14 protein-coding genes are annotated in these 17,220 nt (G+C 72.2%); 6 read left to right on the top strand and 8 right to left on the bottom strand.

Features of this window, described 5'->3' with window-relative positions:
• Positions 1–71 precede the first annotated feature (71 nt).
• Positions 72–1,202 carry an ROK family protein gene (locus AB0M08_RS17320; protein WP_364493654.1) on the top strand — a complete coding sequence of 377 codons (1,131 nt, stop codon included), beginning with the start codon at positions 72–74 and terminating at the stop codon, positions 1,200–1,202.
• A gap of 121 nt (positions 1,203–1,323) precedes the next feature.
• Here the strand turns inward: AB0M08_RS17320 and AB0M08_RS17325 are convergent, their stop codons facing one another.
• Positions 1,324–3,096 carry a substrate-binding and VWA domain-containing protein gene (locus AB0M08_RS17325; protein WP_364493656.1) on the bottom strand — a complete coding sequence of 591 codons (1,773 nt, stop codon included), beginning with the start codon at positions 3,094–3,096 and terminating at the stop codon, positions 1,324–1,326.
• 179 nt (positions 3,097–3,275) lie between these two features.
• A complete protein-coding gene (locus AB0M08_RS17330) occupies positions 3,276–4,337 on the bottom strand; it encodes a lactonase family protein (RefSeq protein ID WP_364493658.1) in 1,062 nt (353 codons plus the stop codon).
• Between the two features lie 186 nt (positions 4,338–4,523).
• Here AB0M08_RS17330 and AB0M08_RS17335 point away from each other — a divergent pair, with 186 nt between their 5' ends.
• Positions 4,524–5,576 carry a LacI family DNA-binding transcriptional regulator gene (locus AB0M08_RS17335; protein WP_364493660.1) on the top strand — a complete coding sequence of 351 codons (1,053 nt, stop codon included), beginning with the start codon at positions 4,524–4,526 and terminating at the stop codon, positions 5,574–5,576.
• 77 nt (positions 5,577–5,653) lie between these two features.
• On the opposite strand, the gene AB0M08_RS17340 is transcribed toward AB0M08_RS17335, so the two are convergent.
• From AB0M08_RS17340 to AB0M08_RS17355, 4 genes are read right to left on the bottom strand one after another with little or no spacing between them, the layout of a single operon-like run.
• Positions 5,654–6,247 (bottom strand): ATP/GTP-binding protein, encoded by a 594-nt coding sequence (locus tag AB0M08_RS17340; protein ID WP_364493662.1) that lies wholly within the window; start codon positions 6,245–6,247, stop codon positions 5,654–5,656.
• Positions 6,228–6,611: a DUF742 domain-containing protein gene (locus tag AB0M08_RS17345; RefSeq protein WP_364493664.1), complete on the bottom strand. Its 384-nt coding sequence runs from the start codon at positions 6,609–6,611 to the stop codon at positions 6,228–6,230. The genes AB0M08_RS17340 and AB0M08_RS17345 overlap by 20 nt, the downstream gene beginning before the upstream one ends.
• Complete coding sequence (locus tag AB0M08_RS17350) at positions 6,601–7,017, bottom strand: roadblock/LC7 domain-containing protein (protein ID WP_364493666.1); 417 nt, start codon at positions 7,015–7,017, stop codon at positions 6,601–6,603. Before AB0M08_RS17350 ends, AB0M08_RS17345 begins: the two co-directional genes overlap by 11 nt.
• On the bottom strand, positions 7,018–9,897 hold the full coding sequence (locus AB0M08_RS17355) for a nitrate- and nitrite sensing domain-containing protein (RefSeq protein WP_364493668.1): 2,880 nt from the start codon (positions 9,895–9,897) through the stop codon (positions 7,018–7,020).
• 394 nt (positions 9,898–10,291) lie between these two features.
• Here AB0M08_RS17355 and AB0M08_RS17360 point away from each other — a divergent pair, with 394 nt between their 5' ends.
• The 3 genes from AB0M08_RS17360 to AB0M08_RS17370 all read left to right on the top strand — a co-directional run bounded on the left by AB0M08_RS17360 (position 10,292) and on the right by AB0M08_RS17370 (position 12,519).
• Complete coding sequence (locus AB0M08_RS17360) at positions 10,292–11,014, top strand: hypothetical protein (RefSeq protein ID WP_364493670.1); 723 nt, start codon at positions 10,292–10,294, stop codon at positions 11,012–11,014.
• 11 nt (positions 11,015–11,025) lie between these two features.
• Positions 11,026–11,985 carry a hypothetical protein gene (locus AB0M08_RS17365; protein WP_364493672.1) on the top strand — a complete coding sequence of 320 codons (960 nt, stop codon included), beginning with the start codon at positions 11,026–11,028 and terminating at the stop codon, positions 11,983–11,985.
• A 237-nt stretch (positions 11,986–12,222) separates the two neighbouring features.
• Positions 12,223–12,519, top strand: coding sequence for a hypothetical protein (locus AB0M08_RS17370; RefSeq protein WP_364493674.1), 297 nt, complete (start codon positions 12,223–12,225; stop codon positions 12,517–12,519).
• A gap of 379 nt (positions 12,520–12,898) precedes the next feature.
• Here AB0M08_RS17370 and AB0M08_RS17375 read toward each other — a convergent pair whose 3' ends face one another.
• Positions 12,899–15,067 (bottom strand): M48 family metalloprotease, encoded by a 2,169-nt coding sequence (locus tag AB0M08_RS17375; protein WP_364493676.1) that lies wholly within the window; start codon positions 15,065–15,067, stop codon positions 12,899–12,901.
• A 167-nt stretch (positions 15,068–15,234) separates the two neighbouring features.
• Positions 15,235–16,653: a family 20 glycosylhydrolase gene (locus AB0M08_RS17380; protein ID WP_364493678.1), complete on the bottom strand. Its 1,419-nt coding sequence runs from the start codon at positions 16,651–16,653 to the stop codon at positions 15,235–15,237.
• Positions 16,654–16,678: 25 nt separating this feature from the next.
• Here AB0M08_RS17380 and AB0M08_RS17385 point away from each other — a divergent pair, with 25 nt between their 5' ends.
• Positions 16,679–17,215 (top strand): GNAT family N-acetyltransferase, encoded by a 537-nt coding sequence (locus AB0M08_RS17385; RefSeq protein WP_364493680.1) that lies wholly within the window; start codon positions 16,679–16,681, stop codon positions 17,213–17,215.
• Positions 17,216–17,220 lie beyond the last annotated feature (5 nt).

Raw genomic sequence — 17,220 nt, forward strand, 5'->3', positions numbered from 1 at the left:
AAACGAAGCGAAACACCGCTGATTTGTTTATTGGTTGAATTATTTGGAGGGCGTGTGGCATTGTCAAGGGCGTGACGGCCCGGCTGACCTCGAAGTCCACCGCACCCGTCCGGCAGTCGAGTGTGCGGGCCCATAATCTCGCGCTGGTCCTCTCCACCGTGGCGAACAGCGCGGATCGGCCGTCCCGGGCCGCCGTCGCGGCCGCCACCGGGCTGACCCGGGCCACCGTCTCCGCGCTCGTCGACGACCTGGTCGCCGGCGGCCTGCTCACCGAGCTCGACCCGGCGCCCCGGACCGGCGCGGGCCGCCCGGCGATCGGCCTGGCGCTCACCTCGGCGGGCCCGGCAGGTCTAGGACTGGAGATCAACGTCGACTACCGGGCCGCCTGCGTGGTCGACCTGACCGGCGCGGTCCGCCGGCGCCTGGTCGAGCACGCCGACCAGCGCCCGCTCACCGCCGGCGAGGCGCTCGCCGCCCTCGGCCGGCTGGCCGCCCGGGCCCGGCTGGACGCCGAGGCCGACGGGCTGACCGTGGCCGGCGCCGCGCTGGCCGTGCCCGGCCTGGTCACCGACGGCCTGGTCCGGGTCGCGCCGAACCTGGGCTGGCAGGACGTGGACGCGCCGGGGCTGCTGCGGGCGGTGCCCGAGCTGGCCGGCCTGCCGGTCACCGTCGACAACGAGGCGAACCTCGCGGCCCTGGGCGAGCTGCGGGTCACCGGCGGCGATCCCACCTTCCTGTACATCTCCGGCGAGATCGGCATCGGCGCCGGACTGGTCCTCGACGGCGACCTGTACCGCGGGGTCCGCGGGTGGAGCGGCGAGATCGGGCACCTGACGGTCTTCCCGGACGGGCGCCCGTGCCGGTGCGGCGCGCACGGCTGCCTGGAGCAGTACGCCGGCCAGGAGGCTCTCGCCGCCGACGAGCCGCTCGCCGCGAAGGCGCTCGGTATCGCGCTGGCCGCCGTGGTCAACCTGCTGGACGTGCCGGTGATCGTGCTGGGCGGGGCGTTCGCGCCGCACTTCGAGCGACTGCGGGCCGGGATCGAGGCGGAGCTACGGCGCCGGGTGCTGACCGCGGGGCTGGCACCGGTCAGGCTGCGGGCCGCGGCGCTCGGCGCGGACGCGGCGGTCCGTGGGGCGGCGGACGCGGCGATCCGGGAGGTACGCGACGATCCCGCCGCGTGGCTGCGCCGGGCCGGATGACCGATGGCACCGCCCCCGAGCACCTTTTGAGCGGGCACGGGGCGGGGAGCGCGTACTGGAGGAATTAAAAGCGGCGACCACCGACCGTGAGGTCGGCAGCCGCCGCGAGTGGGCAGCGAGGTCAGCTGACCCCGGTGCGGGAGCCGATCGCCTGGAGGAAGATGTCGCCCATCTTCGCGGGGTCCTCGGCGATGAAGACGCCACTGCCGGTGACCGCCTTGGAGATCGCACCGAGCTCGTTCTTGTCGACGTCGTCACCGATGCCGATCAGCACGAGCCGGACGAACTTCTTCGGGTCCTGCTCCTTCTTGAGCGCCGCGAGCAGCTCATCCTGCTTGAGGCCGTCCGGGTTGTCGTTCTGCCCGTCGGTGAAGAGGATGACCGAGTTGACCTTGCCGGCCTTCCAGTTCGCCTTGGCCGAGCGGTACGCGGCGAGCACCGTGTCGTAGAGACCGGTGTTGCCCTCGTCCTTCGGCGTCAGCTCGGCGATCGAGCTCGACACGTAGTCCCGGCCGGTGGAGAGCGGTGTGATCTTGCGAAGCTCCACGTACGGCTTGGAGCCGTCCATGTCCGTGGAGAACTTCCACACACCGACCGCCCACTGGTTGCTGAACATCGCCAGACCCGCCGCGGCGGCCCGCTGGGTCACCACGGCACGCGTCAGGTTGCCGGCGGTCGGCACCTTGGTCTTCATCGATCCGGAGACGTCGAAGACGGCGAGCACCCGGCCCGGCTGGGTGGCGGCGTTCCAGCTGCCCACGACCTGGCTGACCGAGTCGGCGGTCAGCCCGGCGGCCGCGGCGGTGCCACCGGTGTTCTCGGTGGACTCGCTGATCGCCGGCGAGGCCTTGGGCGCACCGAGCGGAGCGGAGAAGCCGGAGCCGTACGTGCCGTCCGGGGAGCGGAGGCCCGCGTTGGCGATCTCGTTCTTGAACGAGGCCGAGGTCAGCTGCGCCAGCAGGCCCTGCGCCGCGGAGAGCTTCTCCCCGTCGACGACCTGCGGGAGCACCGAGTACGGGTAGTCCAGCGGCACCGGGCTCGGGTCCAGATAGAGCGCGCTGAGCTGGACCTGGGGACGCTGAGCGTTGTACTCGATCACGTCCTCCTCGGAGAGCGGCGCGGCGCCGAGCGCCTCGGCGATGTCGCCCTCGTCGGTGGAGCGCGGGAACTTCTGCAGCAGTTCCTCGCGGAGCGCCGAGGAGTTCTCGGCGAGCACGGTCAGCGCCTGCACCCGGGACTTGAGGGCCTCCTCGCCCTCGCCCGCGGCCGATGCGATCGCCATCAGGGCGGTCAGGCCGGAGGCGTCCCGGGCCGGGTTGACGATGCCGAAGTTGGGCGCGTCGGCGCTGCCGAACTGCTTCAGCAGCGTGGTGAGCGCGAGCGCCTTGCCCTCCCAGCCGGCCTGCTTGGCGACAGGCTCGGGCATGGCGATCACCAGGGGGCTCTGCGCCACCGAGGTGATCTTGCTGGGCGTGAAGCCGGAGGCCTCGTTCTGCAGGCGCAGCAGCCACGTGGAGGAGTCCGGGAGCCAGACGTCCGGCACCTGGACCGTCTCCGGCGCGGTACCGAGCCCGGAGAGGCTGACACCGTGCTCACGGGAGATCGCACCGGCGACGTCCGCCGGGTTCTGCTCACTCACCGCGACAGTTACGCAGGTGCCATTGACATTGGCGCCGCTCTTGGACCACGCCTCTGCGGTCTCGGATACGGCGGGCGCTATTTCGGGGGCAGCGGCGACAGACAGCTTGATGGAACCCGTACACCCGGAATCAGCCAGTTGCTGGTAACCGAGCCACGTTCCCGCTATTACCACGACGATCGCCATCGCTCCTCCGACGACGCTCGCCCCCTTTAGGTTGAAGTTTCTACGATGGCGGCCAGACACGCGCTCCATAGTGCGCAAGCCCAGAGCTAAATGCCATATACGTTCGGTCGAAAATTACTCAGATTGGCGTTTCCCGATCTAATCGACACTCAGCGTGATGGCGTCATCTCGTTGCGTAGACGGTTCACGCTCCCACGCGCCGGTTTTCATCAGATTGATCACAACCGTGAACCGGTGACCGATGTCGCCTATGGCCTGATCATCGCGGGGTGCCATCGGAGAAGACAGGTGGGGCTCGGCTCCCCGCTCGGCTCACCTTGCGAAGCGGGAATTCCGGTGTCCGGATCGATACGGAAAACCGTCACGTTGTGTGAACGCTGATTGGCTACGTAGAGGTGATCCCCGAGCAGCGTCATGTGCCGTGGCCAAGATCCATTAGTGGGAACTTCAGCGACGACCGTCGCTGTCTCGCCGTCCCACGCGAACGTCGTGACGGTGTCCGGGCCGCGGTTCGCCAGATAGACGAAACGCCCGTCCCGGCCCATCGTGATCTCCGACGGATAGACCGGCCCGGCGCCGGTGCTCGCGGCCGTCTCGCCGCGCTGCTCCAGCACGGGCCCGCCGGCCGGGCGGTACCAGCTCAGGCTCCCGGTCAGCTCGCCGGCGAGCAGCAGGGCACCGTCCGCCGAGCGGACCAGGTGCCGCGGCCCGGTCCCGGGCTTCGCCTCCACCGCCGGCTCGGTCAGCCCCAGCCGCCCCGTGTTCGGGTCCAGCCGGGCCCGCCAGACCCGGTCCGAGCCGAGGTCGGAGATGAGCACGTCGGGGCCGTTCCGGTCGGGGACCACCATGTGCGCGTGTGGGGACGCCTGCCGCTCCGCGTCCGGCCCGGAGCCGGCCAGGGTGAGCAGGTCACTGCGCTCCCCGGGTACGCCCGCGGCGTCCAGCGGGAAGACCGCGACCGACCCGCTCGCGTAGTTCGCCACCACGAGGTGCCGCCCGTCCGCGGTGACCGCGAGATGACACGGGTCGCCGCCGCCGGTCGGGTGGACCGCGAGCGGGATCAGCGAGCAGTCCGGCGCGACCGAGAACGCGGTGACCGTGCCCTCCGGGTCGATCTCGTTGACCGCGTAGAGCACCGGGAGGGTGGGGTGCTGCGCGAGGAAGGACGGTGACGGGGTCCGCGCGGCGAGGCCGAGCCGGGTGAGATCCCCGGTCGCGGGGTCCCGGCGCAGCAGCGTGATGCCGTCCCCCTCGCCCCCCTTGTCTCCGGTGTAGCAACCGACGAAGACGTACTCAGCGTTCGCACCCATGCCCCGATCCCATCACACCCCGGCCGGAAAACCTGGCACGCGGCCCTTCTTGACCGGTACAGAAGACCGGATCTACTGTACCGGTACAGAGATGGTGTGCTCTCCCTCCGGTAAGAGCGGGTGCGACGCGTCTCCGGCCACCGTCCGGTTGGAGACGCGCCGCCCGTCCGGCATACCGTGGTCGCCATGCCCCGGGTGACGTTGCAGACGATCGCGGACCGGGTCGGTGTCAGCCGGATGACCGTGTCGAACGCGTTCTCCCGCCCCGACCAGCTCTCCCCCACCCTGCGCCGCCGGATCCTGGACGCCGCCCAGGAGCTCGGCTACGCCGGCCCCGACCCGACCGCGCGGGCCCTCGCCAAGGGCACCACCGGCACGATCGGCATCCTGCTCACCGACTCGCTGCGGTACGCCTTCACCGACCTGGTCGCCGGTGACTTCCTCGCCGCCATCGCCGAGGAGCTCGCCCCGACCGGCCTCTCCATCACGCTGCTCACGTCGACCGGTTCCGGTGACCTGATCCCGGCCCGGGACGTGGCGATGGACGGCGCGCTGATCTACTCCTGCGATCCCACCTCGCCCGCGGTCGCCTGGCTCCAGCGCCGCAGGCTCCCCCTGGTCTTCGTCGACCAGGACCCGATCGCCGGCTACCCCAGCGTCAACGTCGCGGACCGGGAGGGCGCCAGGGCCACCGCTCAGCATCTCCTCGATCAAGGTCACGAGCGTTTCGCGTACGCGATAGCGGGCTCCCACGGACCACACGGCCTGGTCACCGACCCCTCGGCACTCCTGGAGGGCTACGCGTCCACCCAGCGCCGCCTCGGCTGGGCGGACGTACTGGCCCCGGCCGGCATCCACCCGCCGACCATCCGCGAGCCGTTCGAGCGGGTCGACGCGATCCGCGCCGACGCCCGGGAGCTGCTCGCCACCCCGGACCGCCCGACCGCCGTCCTGTGCTTCTCCGACGTGACCGCCGTCGGCGTCTACCAGGCCGCCGAGGACCTGGGCCTGCGCATCCCGGACGACCTGTCGGTGACCGGTTTCGACGACGGCCCGGTGGCGAGCCAGCTCCGCCCCTGCCTGACCACGGTCCGCCAGGACGTGGAGGCGAAGGGCCGGGCGGCCGCCACCGCGCTCCGATCGGCCCTCCAGGGCGGCCAGACCACGGCGACGCGCACCCTGCTGCCGACCACCCTGGTGATCCGGGAGAGTACGGGCCCGGCGCCCGGGCCCGTGTAACGGCGGCCGGTTCCGTCCACCGGCGCCCGGGCCCGTCCAGGCCGCGCCTGGCACTCGGCCGGATTCCGAAACGCCGGCTAACGGCGGCCGGCGGAGGCCAGCTGGCGGCGGGCCACGTACTCGACCAGTTCGATCAGGACGTTGCGCGCGGCCTTCTGGTCGCGGGCGTCGAAGAGCACCACCGGGACGCCCGGGTCCAGGTCGAGGGCGCGGGAGACCGCCTCCGGGCCGAACCGGTGGTCGGTGTCGAAGCAGTTCACCGCGACCACGAACGGGGTGCCCCGCTGCTCGAAGTAGTCGATCGACGGGAAGCAGTCGGCCAGCCGGCGGGTGTCGGCCAGCACGACGGCACCCAGCGCCCCCTGGGACAACTCGTCCCAGAGGAACCAGAAACGGTCCTGTCCGGGCGTACCGAAGAGGTAGAGCTGGAGGTCGTCGGTGATGGTGATGCGACCGAAGTCCATGGTCACCGTGGTGGTGGTCTTCGCCTCCACCCCGGACAGATCGTCGGCACCCTCGGCACCGGTGAGGATCTCCTCGGTCTGCAGCGGGCGGATCTCACTCACCGAGCCGACCATCGTGGTCTTGCCCACGCCGAAGCCCCCCGCGATCAGGATCTTGAGCGCGACGGGGATGCGCGATCCGCTGTGTTCAGAGCGCACGGAGCCCATTGACAACCGCCTTGAGAACGTCGACGTCGTGCGGCTGCTCGGCCGCGGGAGGTTCGTAGAGCGAGATGAGACCCGCTGAGCGTAGATCACCGAGCAACACCCGGACCACGCCGATCGATAGGTCGAGCTGAGAAGCCAGCTCGACCACCGAGATCGGCTCCCAGGCCGCCTCGACGATGGCGTGGTGCTCCGGCTGGAGATGGACGCCGGGCGTGAGGTCGGGCACGGTGGCGACCACGAAGGCGACCAGGTCGAAGTCGCCCGAGGCCGCCACCCGGCCCTGAGTCATCGCGTACGGCCGGACGACGGGACCCGCGTCCTGGTCCATCCAGTCGTGGTGCACGCGGCGAGGCTCAGAGGGCATCGGTGCCCGTAAGCCGCTCCGGGGCGCTCATCGTCTGCCCGACGCGGGTGACCAGCATCGCCATCTCGTAGGCGATCAGGCCCAGATCGGCGTCGGCCGAGGCGAGAACGGCCAGGCAGGCCCCGGATCCGGCGGCGGTGACGAAGAGGAAGGCCTCCTCCATCTCCACCACCGTCTGGCGTACCTGGCCGGCCCGGAAGTGCCGGCTCGCGCCCTTGGCCAGGCTCTGGAAACCGGCCGCCATCGCGGAGAGGTGCTCGGCGTCCTCCCGGTTCATCCCGGCGGAGGCTCCCAGCATCAGGCCGTCCGCGGAGAGCACCACGGCCTGCTGAGCGGTCGGCACCCGTTCGACGAGGTCGTCGAGGAGCCAGGTGAGGTTCGCGGTCTGCTGCTTCGTCTGTGCCACTTAAGCGTCCTTCTCCGGCCTGATCACACTGTCCCCCGGGCTGGCGGCGCGGTCCCCCGACGTCCCCACCTCAACCCCTGATGCTGTCCCCTCCCCGGTGCCCGCGAGGTCCGCGAGAACCGGGATGACGACGGTAGCCGCATCGGCGAACAAAACGTCGCTCGCCTCAGCAACGTTCAATCCGGTCGCCGGCTTCTCCGTCTCCGTCGTCGTCACCTGCTGCACAGGTGCGATCCGCTCGATCTGCTGCGTCTCGTCGGCATCCCGCGCCGCCTCGACCCGGCCGGGCTCGACCCGGCCGGCCTTGGCCGCGTCGACACGGCCCCGGGTGGTGCCGCGCTGCAGCGCGTTCATCAGCGTACGAGCCTGGTCGGGCGTACGCCGTGGCGCCGTGGACTCGCGCTCCGCCACCGGACGGCGCAGCTGCGGCGCCAGGTTAGCCTGGCGCACCCGCCGCGGCAGGTTCTCGGTGTCGTCGTCCGCGCCCGAGATGTCCATTGTAGACGAGGTTGTCACGGGCGGAACGCCCGCCGTCGCCGCCGCCGGAATCTGCGGTGCCGCGGGAGCCGGCACGGGCGAGGCGGCCGGCGCGGGCACGGGCGGCGCGGCCGGCGCGGGGACCGGCGGTGCCGAGTTGCGCGGCACCGAACGGGCCCCGAGCGCGCCCAGCGCGTCGGCCAGGTCGGCGGGCGACACGTCGCTGGGCGAGGGCGGCACCTGCGGGACCCGCTGCGGCCGGCGCCGCTGGACCAGGCCCTCGGCGCTGAGCTCGGCGGCGACCGTGCTGTGCGCCGGTCCGAGCAGGTCGGCGGCCGAGTGCGGCACCGCGTCCGGCCGGCCGTCGATGGCCCGCCGGGCGGGTGCCGCGGCGACCTCCTGCAACTGCTCGTCGCCGGACCACTGCAGGGCGGCCAGCGAGCTGCGCCCCGGCTCCTCCGAGCCGGAGCCGACCAGCGGTGCCTCCAGGGAACGGCTGCCCAGACCGGCCTGCCGGCTCTCCGGGAGTGCGGTCACCAGGTCACCGGGGATCAGCACCACCGCGGTCACACCGCCGTACGCCGAGGCCCGCAGCGAGACCCGGATGTGGTGCCGGTGCGCGAGCTGGGCCACCACGAAGAGGCCCAGCCGGGCGCTGTCCGCCGGGTCGAACTCGGGCGGCTCGGCCAGCCGCCGGTTCGCCTGCTGGATACCCTCCGGGGTCATGCCCAGGCCCCGGTCCTCGATCTCGATCGCGTAGCCGTTCGGCAGCGTCTGACCGGAGACCTGGACCCGGGTGTGCGGCGGGGAGAACGAGGCGGCGTTCTCGATCAGCTCGGCGAGCAGGTGGATCACGTCACCGACCGAGCGGCCGAGCAGCGCGGACGAGGCCACCGAGCGGATGTCCACCCGCTTGTAGTCCTCCACCTCACTGATCGCGCCGCGGACCACGTCGATCACCGGCACCGGGTTGCGCCAGCCCCGGCCGGGCGCCGCGCCGGCCAGGATGACCAGGTCCTCGGCGTGCCGCCGCATCCGGGTGGCGAGGTGGTCGACCCGGTACAGGTCCTCCAGCTCCTCGGGCTCGGTCTCCCGGCGCTCCATCCGGTCCAGCAGCGAGAGCTGGCGGTGCAGCAGGGTCTGGCTGCGGCGGGCGATGTTGAGGAAGACCTCGTTGATGCCGCGCCGGACGTTCGCCTCCTCGACCGCGGACTGCACGGCCGTACGCTGCACGTCGTTGAAGGCGTTGGCCAGCTCGCCGATCTCGTCCCGGCCGTACTCCAGCGGGGGCGTCTCGACGTCGACGTCGACCGGTTCGCCGTGCTGCAGCCGGCGGACCACCGTGGGCAGTCTCTCCGCGGCCAGCTCCAGGGCCTCGCGCCGCAGCTTGATCAGGCGGCCGACCATGGAGCGGCCGACCCGGACCGAGACCCAGATCGCGAGCACGAAGGCGACCAGGCCGATCAGCGCGGAGAGGCCCAGCCAGAGCAGCACGTTGACGGCGAGCGGGGTGGCGTCGGAGGCGACCTCGTCGACCGTACGCAGTTCGAACGCGCGCAGCTGGGTGGAGACCTCGTCGTAGAGCGGCTGCCAGTCGGCCCCGCTGATCGGCGGCGGGCCACCGGCGTAGCTCTCGCCGATCAGCAGGTTCTGCTTGATGTCCAGCTCGATGAAGGCCGGGCTGGTGATCAGCCGGGAGTAGTCGCCGCGGGCCTCGATCGGCATGTCCGCGACGCCGGAGGCGATCAGGTACCGCGAGGTGCTGATGTTCTCGATCAGCACGCCCCGGTCGATGGCGTGGATGTTGCCCGAGGCGTTCGCGCCGGCCAGGATCGCGTCCGCCCGGCTCAGGTACTCCTGGCCGCGGTATCCGGTGATCAGGCCGCGGACCTCACGGTCGACCCGCTCGTGGAAGAAGACCGCGGCGGTGGAGGAGACGTCGAACTCGGCGTCGATCGCGTAGTTGTACGGCCGGATCGCGGTGAGCGCGTCCAGGTCGCGGAGGTCCACCCGTTCCCGGATGGCCATCACCTCGTCGAGCTTCTCGGAGAGCGCGGCGGTCCGCTGGGTCAGGTCGTCGCTCATGTCGTCGACCGAGGCGATCGCCGACTCGAACTCGGCGATGGACTGGTCCGTGGCGGCGCGCTGGGCCTTGAGGTCGGTGGCCGGAGTGGACTTGGCGGAGACGTACACGGCGGAGAAGTGCCGCTCCCGCTGGAGCTGGGCGATGAGGCGCAGACCGGGATCACCGAGCGCGTGCACGGCAGCACGCGCGGAGAGCAGGTCCAGCGCGGGACCGAGGGTGGCCGCCGTGGCGAAGACCCAGAGCGCGACGACCGCGGTGAGCGGCACCGCGACCATCGCGATGATCTTCGATCGGATCGACCAGTTGCGGCTTCTCATCAAGCTCCGCCCGAGGGGTCCGGTTGGAAAACGTCGGCGCGCGCCCGGCCCGGGGCCGCCGATCAGAAGTGGACGACCGGCTCCGGGCAGCGCGCGCTTCGGCAGAATACGTAAAGACGTCCGTCACAGCTAGCTCCCGCGGCAACCGAAAGCTTCGCTTCCATGACGTTTGTCCCGTCGAGACGCGCGTCTATCCAGGTCCGAAGATCGTCGGGGTTCCGACAAAAGACTGTCGCGGCACCGCCTCCACGGCCACTCCGGCCCGGGTCACCGGGCGTCTCCTCCGTTCCCCGAAGCCACCAGCGGAAACTTCCGCTTTTCCACATGTTTCGCCGAAAGCGATTGATGGGCGGGTCTGCCTGGGAATACCGATCCAGGAAGAAGGAGGAACCTGATGTCCGCCACCGCCACCATCGTCCTGATCGTCGTCATCCTGGTCGTCCTGGCCGCGATCGCCCTCGGCGCCCGGGCTGCACGGCGCCGCAGGCTGCAACAGACCTTCGGCCCCGAGTACGACCGGGTGGTCGCCGACACCGGCAACCGCACCGAGGCGGAGCGGGAGCTGCTCGAGCGCACCAAGCGGCACGCCCGGCTGGAGCTCAAGCCCCTCTCCGCCGAGTCCCGCAGCCGGTACACCGCCGCCTGGGAAGAGGTCCAGATCCAGTTCGTGGACGACCCGAAGGCCGCGGTCGAGACCGCCGACGAGCTGGTCACCCGGCTGATCACCGAGCGGGGCTACCCGACCGGCGACTACGACGAGCGGCTCGCCGACCTCTCCGTCGAGCACGCGGCCACTCTGGAGCATTACCGGAAGGCCCACGAGATCAGCCGGCGCAGTAAGAATGACGAGACCGGCACGGAGGATCTGCGCCAGGCGCTGGTCCACTACCGCGCGCTCTTCGCCGACCTGCTCGGCGAGGACCCGGTCCCGAACCGGAGCGCCACCGACAGCACCGCCACCGGCACGACCGGCACCGGCACCACCGTCCCGGCCCAGCGACCGGCCACCGAGGACGCCGGCACCACCAGCACGACCGGCACGACCAGCGCCACCAGCACCGATCCCGCCCCGACCCCCGGCGTCGCCCCCGCCCGGCCCGACGCCACCAGCCGCTGAGGAGCTCCACGATGCGCTTCATCTCCAACGAGGCCCCGGACAACGTCGACGACCGGGACGACCGCCCCGGCACCGTACAGTCCGAACCGGTCGCCGTACCGCAGCAGCGGGCCGGCTCGCCCTGGCACGACGGCCCGGCCGACGAGCCCGCACCGTTCGGCGCCACCGCCCCGGCGCCGCGGAACGACGAGGACACCGAGGGCGACACCGAGGAGATCCGGACCTCGGCGGAGAACCGCGACGACCTGGCCTGGACCCCCGCGGCCCGGCGGGACGACGACACGAGCCCGCTCGACGACCCGGACCCGCGCGACGACGCGGACCAGGACGAAACTGCTCAGGACGATACAGAACGGCACGAGGCGGGCCTGTACCACGCGGACGAGGACCGGCGGGACGAGGACGTCGACGTGCCGCTGGAGGACCGGACCGCCGACGACGACAAGGACGACGTGGCCGTGGTGGACGCGAAGACCGAGGACGAGGACGCGGCGGAGCGCGCCGAGGCGGAGCGCGCCGAGGCGGACGCGGAGGCCGACGCGGCAGAGAGCGACGAGGTCGCCGCGGTGGACGAGACCCCGGCCGAGACCGACGAGGACGCCGCGGAGGAGGCCACGGAGGCCGGCGGGCTCGACGCCGCCGCCGAGCCCGCCCCGGCCGAGCCGGTGGTCGCCGCCGTCGCGGTTCCCGCCGCCGGGGCCGCCGCGCCGGCCGGGCCCGCCGCCTTCTTCCCTGTGGAGGACACCCAGCCGCTGCGCGACCGCTGGCGGGAGACCCAGCTGAAGTTCGTGGACGACCCGAAGGCGTCGGCCGCCGAGGCCGCCGCACTGGTCGACGAGACCATCGAGAAGCTGACCACCGCGATCAGGCAGCAGCGTGGCGCGCTGACCAGCGGTGGCGACGACACCGAGGCGCTGCGCCAGGAGCTGCGCGGCTACCGGGACATCCTGGACCGGTTGCTCGGCCTCTGAGCCGAAGCACCGAGCGACCGGAAACAGGGCAACCGGAAACAGGGCAACCGGAAACAGGGCAACCGGAAACTAGAGCAACCGGAAACAGAGCGACCGGAAACTGGAGCGAGGGGAGCCCGGCGGGCTCCCCTCGCTGCTTCGTGGACAAGGCCGCGGGCCGAAACGGCCGGAAGCCGGCAAGGTCAGAAGGCCGAGGGCGAGACGCTGGGGATCTCGCCGCCACCACCCGTGCCGCCCGTGGACGTGCCTCCCGGGCCGGGCTCGCCGGTGGTGCCGGTCGGCTCGGCGGACGGCGAGGTGGCGGTGGCACTGGCCGACGGCGAGCCGGAGGCCGAGGCCGAGGCCGACGCAGTGGCCGAGGGCGAGACCGACCGTGACGGGCTCATCGTGGCCGAGGTGCTGGCCGACGGCGACGTGCTCGCGCTCGACTCCGCGGCCGACGGCTCCGCGTACCAGGTGATCGCCGGGTCCGAGGTGGGCAGTTCCTCGCCGCCGCCGAACCCGCCCGGGTCGGTCTGCGCGGCGGGCAACTGATCACGGACCGTCGCCGGTGGGTGGACGCCCGGGCGAACGCTCTCGCCGAGCTGGACGCCGAGCCACAACGCCGGGCCCAGCCCGATTGTGACGATGGCTCCGAACAGTGCCATCGGCCCCCGGTCCATCAGCGCCTCCCCGCGTCTGAAGCGATCGTCGCCGCTCCGACGGGAGGTCTGCTACCCATTTCCCGTGTCGGTGAAGCCAACGGCCGCTGAGGTTATTGTGACCTGAAGTGACGCTTCGGTCGTCCATCCGTCATGGACGAGACATCAGTCACTGCGGGGTACGTTCCACTCACGGCGCCGGGTTCACGCGATACGTGCCCTTCACCCCTGCGGGTCCGGCGTACCGGTCCCCGCGGGGGTGCCGAAGGGGGTCAGCGGGTGCCGGCCAGGAAGGCGACCGCCTCGTCCCAGGCCGCCCAGCCGCCGGGCAGCTCGTCCGCCTCGAGCGAGGTCCGCACGGTCAGGCTGGCGCCGTCGCGCAGCCCGATCACCCAGCTCTTGCGCCGGCCGGGCAGGCTGGTCACCGTCGCCACGTCGACGAACGGCACGAACCGGTGCCCGCCCGCGGTGGGCTTCGGCTCCGGGTTATCCACAGCCCCTGTGGAAATCGGCGGCTCGACGGACTCCCCGGCGGCGGGAGCCGGCTCCGGGGCCACTGCCGGCACCGGCGCGTCGACCGCGACCCCACCCGCGGCGAGCCTGCTCAGCCGCCGTTTGGCCGCCACGCCCTGGCCCCGGGAGAGGCCCGGCACCAGCACGAACCCGAGGTCGGTGATGAGCAGGTCGGTCCGCTCGCCGTCCGCCGAGAGGTTGACCAGGCCGCCGAGCACCTGGGCCCGGGCGTTGCGCTCGCCGACCGGCGCGGAGAGGTCCACGCCGATCTTGTCGAGGTAGTTCCGGACCGCGTCGACCTCGGTGGGATCGGCCGCGGCCGCCGCCACGTCGGCCAGGTTGAGGTAGGCGCCCTCCAGCGAGACCAGCTCGGCGGTCCCGGTCCAGCTGTGCCGCCACCGGGCCACGCCGCTGCGCAGGGCGGCCAGCGCGAACATCAGCGCGAGCAACTCGACGATCCGCTCGGCGGTCTCCTCCTCGCCGAGGCCGGGGAAGATCGTGGTCGCGGCGGTGTGCAGCCGGCCGTCGGCCGCGAGGTCGAGAACGCGCGCGGCGTCCGGCACGGGGATCTCCACCGCCCGCGACACGGTGGCGAGCGCGGCCTCCGCCTCCTTCTCCATCTCCGCGGTGCGCGCCACGCTGAGGAAGTCGTCCCACCCCACCTGGGTACGCCCCTGGACCGGGAAGGCCACGGCCTGGAGTGCACGGCCCAGACCGGGCAGGTCGGGCACCAGATCGACGACCGGCTCCGGCTCGGCCACCGCCGGATCATCACTCTCGGTCAGAACCGGCTCGTCGGGTTTGTCGGAGTTTTCAGTCAGCGGGACGACCGGCGTCTCGCCACCGGCCTCCGCCGGCACCGCCGCACCGGCACCGACACTCGCCGCGACGGGGACGGCCGGTTCCGGGACGGCCGATTCGGCGCCGGGAGCGCCGGCCTGAACCGGCATCGTGGCCTGAACCGGCACCGTGGCCGGCTCCGTCGCGGGGGCGGTCTTCGGCGGGAGCAGTGCGGCGAGCCGCTCCTCCAGCGGCGGGTGGGTGTCCCACGCGCCGGCCTGCTCGGGTCCGCGCGCCCGCAGGATCGCCACGTCCTCGCCGCGGGCCGCGAGCACCCGGAGGAAGCCGCCGAACACGTCGTCCGGCACATGCCCGGCCTGCCAGCCGGGCCCCAGGTACTCGGCGTGGAACACCCGCTGCATCCCGGCGAGCACCGGCAGGTCGCGCAGCGCGCCCGCGGTGGCCGTGGCGCCCGCGTACTCGGCCGCGATCCGGTCGGCGGCGAGCTCCTGGGCCCGGCTGAACGGCGCGTCGATCCGGCGGTAGACCTTGGCGTACGCCCGGAGCGCCGGACCCGCCGGATTGCTGCGCCGCGCGAGCCGGGGCAGCGCACGGCCCATCGCCACCCGCCCGCGGTACGCCATCGGCGCCCACCGCCCGAGCCGCGCCGACCCGTGCGCCAGTTCGTGCGCCACCACCGCCCGCAGCCGCGCGGTGTCCCACGCCTGCAGCAGGGGAAGCCCGACGTAGAGGTCGCGGCGTCCGCCGATCATGCCGAGCAGGTGGGTCCGCTCGCCGAGCGTCGCGGTGGCGTCGGCGACCACGGTCACGCCGTCCGGCGGGGCGACCCCGGCGGCCTTCGCGGCGCCGTCGACCACCTCCCAGAGCCCGGGGGCGTCGGACCGGGTGACCGCCACTCCGGCCGGCACCCGCCGCCGCAGATGCAGGGCACGCCAGGTCGCCGATCCGAGCGCGCCGACCGTGGCGATGCTCAGCGGCACGCCGGCCCGGAGCGCGAACTCACTCGGCAGCACCTTCAGCACCGCCCAGAGGACGGCCAGCACCACCGCCAGTTGCGCTCCGGCGACGACCAGGAAGCCGGCCAGGGCTGCGGCCGACCTCGCCGCCGCTCGCGCGTCGTTGCTCACGCCGCTCTCCTCACGCGAATCGGCCCAGTGCCTGCTCCGGTGGCCGGAGCAGGCCCTAGGTTACGGGCTGAGACTCATGGAGATATACGGGTGGCATGGCCGACCTCGATCAGACGCGGACCATCACTCCACTGGGTTAGGCCGGAGGGACAGACCGTGCCAATAGATCAACGCCAGTCGATCTCTGGTGACCGGTGGTAGCCGATCCCGGCGGCGTCCCAGCGGGAACCGAGAGCGGCCAGGCGGTCCCGGAACGACGGCCAGTCGCGGGCGCCGCGCGGGGACCAGGCGATCTCGGCGAGGGCCGGCAGGCGCGGCAGGGTCAGGTACTGCACGTCGGCGACGCTGCGCAGGGTCTCCGACCAGAGTGGAGCCTCGACGCCGAGCACGGACTCCTCGGGCAGCACGTCGGCCGGGTCCCAGTCGTAGGACCGCTCGACCGGGATCAGACCGGCCCAGTCCAGGCCGATCGGGGTGCTCGCGTCGTACTTCATGTCGAGGTAGGCGCGGTCGGCCGGGGACATGATCACCTGACGGCCGGCGGCGAGCGTCCGGGCCACGTGGTCCCCCTCGTCCCGGCGGCGCCAGTACTGGACGATCGCGGTCTCCGGCAGGTCGACGGCGGTGATCTCGTTCCAGCCGATGACGCGCTTGCCGTACTTGGCGGGGAGCGGGAGCACCCGGTCCAGGAAGGCGCGGTAGTCCGCCGGGTCGGTGGAGAGACACTCGTCGCCGCCGATGTGCAGGTAGGGACCGGGTGTCAGCTCGGCCACCGCGCCGAGAACGGTCTCCACGAAGGCGTAGGTCTCCTCCTTGCCCACGGTCAGCGAGCTGTACCCGACCTCGCCGTCGGTCCGCGGCGCGACCGGCTGCCCGTCCGGGGTCAGCTCCGGGTACGCGACCAGCGCCGCGTTCACGTGCCCGGGCATGTCGATCTCCGGCACGATCGTGACGAACCGGTCCGCGGCGTACGCGACCAGATCCGCGTACTCGGCCAGGGTGAGGAAGCCGGGCCCCGCCCCGTCGCAGCCGGTGCCCGGCCCGCCGCCGATCTCGGTGAGCCGGGGCCGTCCCGGGATCTCCAGCCGCCAGCCCTGGTCGTCGGTGAGATGCAGGTGCAGGTGATTGATCTTGAACTGGACCAGCAGGTCGATGTGCGCCTTGACCTCGTCCGGGGTGAAGAAGTGCCGGGCCAGGTCGAGCATCGCCCCGCGGTACGCGAACCGGGGCCGGTCCTCGATCACGCCGCCCGGCAGTTCGTCCGCCCCCGCCGCCAGCTGCACGAGGGTCTGCACGCCCCAGAACAAGCCGGCCGCCGACCCGGCCCGCAGCGTCACCGACGCCGCGGTGATCTCCAGCCGGTACGCCTCCGGTTCGCCCGAGTCGTCCAGTTCGAGGCGGATCGCCCCGCCGGCCCGCAGCGGCAGGTCCAGTGTGGAGGCGAGGTGCTCGGCGACGCCGGGGGCGGCGGGGGCCGGGCTCACCGCCGTACCGGAGAGGTGGAGGGGGAAGAAGACGGCCGAGGCCGGCCGCACCGAGGACGGAACCGGGATCACATCGCCGAGGTGGTTCGTCGGAGAGCGCACTCTGAACACTCTAAACTGTTTCACCATGACGATCACTACGCGTCATGCCGCACTCGGCGATGAGCTACCGCTGCACGACCTCGCCGCGCGCACCTTCGGCATGGCCTGCCCACCGGGCACCGCACAGGCCGACATCGACGCCTTCATCGCGGCACACCTGTCGGTCGAGCGCTTCGCCGGATACCTCGCCGACCCGGACCGGACGATCCTGCTGGTGTCCGAGGACGATCAGCCGATGGGGTACGCGATGCTGGTCAGCGGGCCGATCGCCGACCCGGACGTGGCGGCGGTCGTCGACGAGAAGACCGCGATCGAGCTGAGCAAGTTCTACCTCGCGGCCGAGCGGCACGGGTCAGGCGCCGCGTCCGCGCTGATGACGGCGGTGCTGGAGGCGGCGACCGCGACCGGCGCCGAGTCCTGCTGGCTCGGGGTGAACCAGCAGAACCGGCGGGCGGCCCGCTTCTACGCCAAGCACGGCTTCACGATCGCCGGGACCAAGCGCTTCCTGGTCGGCAGCGAGTGGCACGACGACCACATCCGGCAGCGGTCACTTCTCCCGTAACCGGC

Origin of the sequence: Actinoplanes sp. NPDC051851 (assembly GCF_040681165.1) — a bacterium.
Taxonomy (GTDB): domain Bacteria; phylum Actinomycetota; class Actinomycetes; order Mycobacteriales; family Micromonosporaceae; genus Actinoplanes.

Bases quoted from the DNA above. Each gene is read 5' to 3' on its own strand.
- AB0M08_RS17335 (WP_364493660.1), top strand. From the start codon at position 4,524: ATGCCCCGGGTGACGTTGCAGACGATCGCGGACCGGGTCGGTGTCAGC.
- AB0M08_RS17385 (WP_364493680.1), top strand. From the start codon at position 16,679: ATGACGATCACTACGCGTCATGCCGCACTCGGCGATGAGCTACCGCTG.
- AB0M08_RS17330 (WP_364493658.1), bottom strand. From the start codon at position 4,337: ATGGGTGCGAACGCTGAGTACGTCTTCGTCGGTTGCTACACCGGAGAC.
- AB0M08_RS17360 (WP_364493670.1), top strand. From the start codon at position 10,292: ATGTCCGCCACCGCCACCATCGTCCTGATCGTCGTCATCCTGGTCGTC.
- AB0M08_RS17365 (WP_364493672.1), top strand. From the start codon at position 11,026: ATGCGCTTCATCTCCAACGAGGCCCCGGACAACGTCGACGACCGGGAC.
- AB0M08_RS17340 (WP_364493662.1), bottom strand. From the start codon at position 6,247: ATGGGCTCCGTGCGCTCTGAACACAGCGGATCGCGCATCCCCGTCGCG.
- AB0M08_RS17325 (WP_364493656.1), bottom strand. From the start codon at position 3,096: ATGGAGCGCGTGTCTGGCCGCCATCGTAGAAACTTCAACCTAAAGGGG.
- AB0M08_RS17345 (WP_364493664.1), bottom strand. From the start codon at position 6,611: ATGCCCTCTGAGCCTCGCCGCGTGCACCACGACTGGATGGACCAGGAC.
- AB0M08_RS17355 (WP_364493668.1), bottom strand. From the start codon at position 9,897: ATGAGAAGCCGCAACTGGTCGATCCGATCGAAGATCATCGCGATGGTC.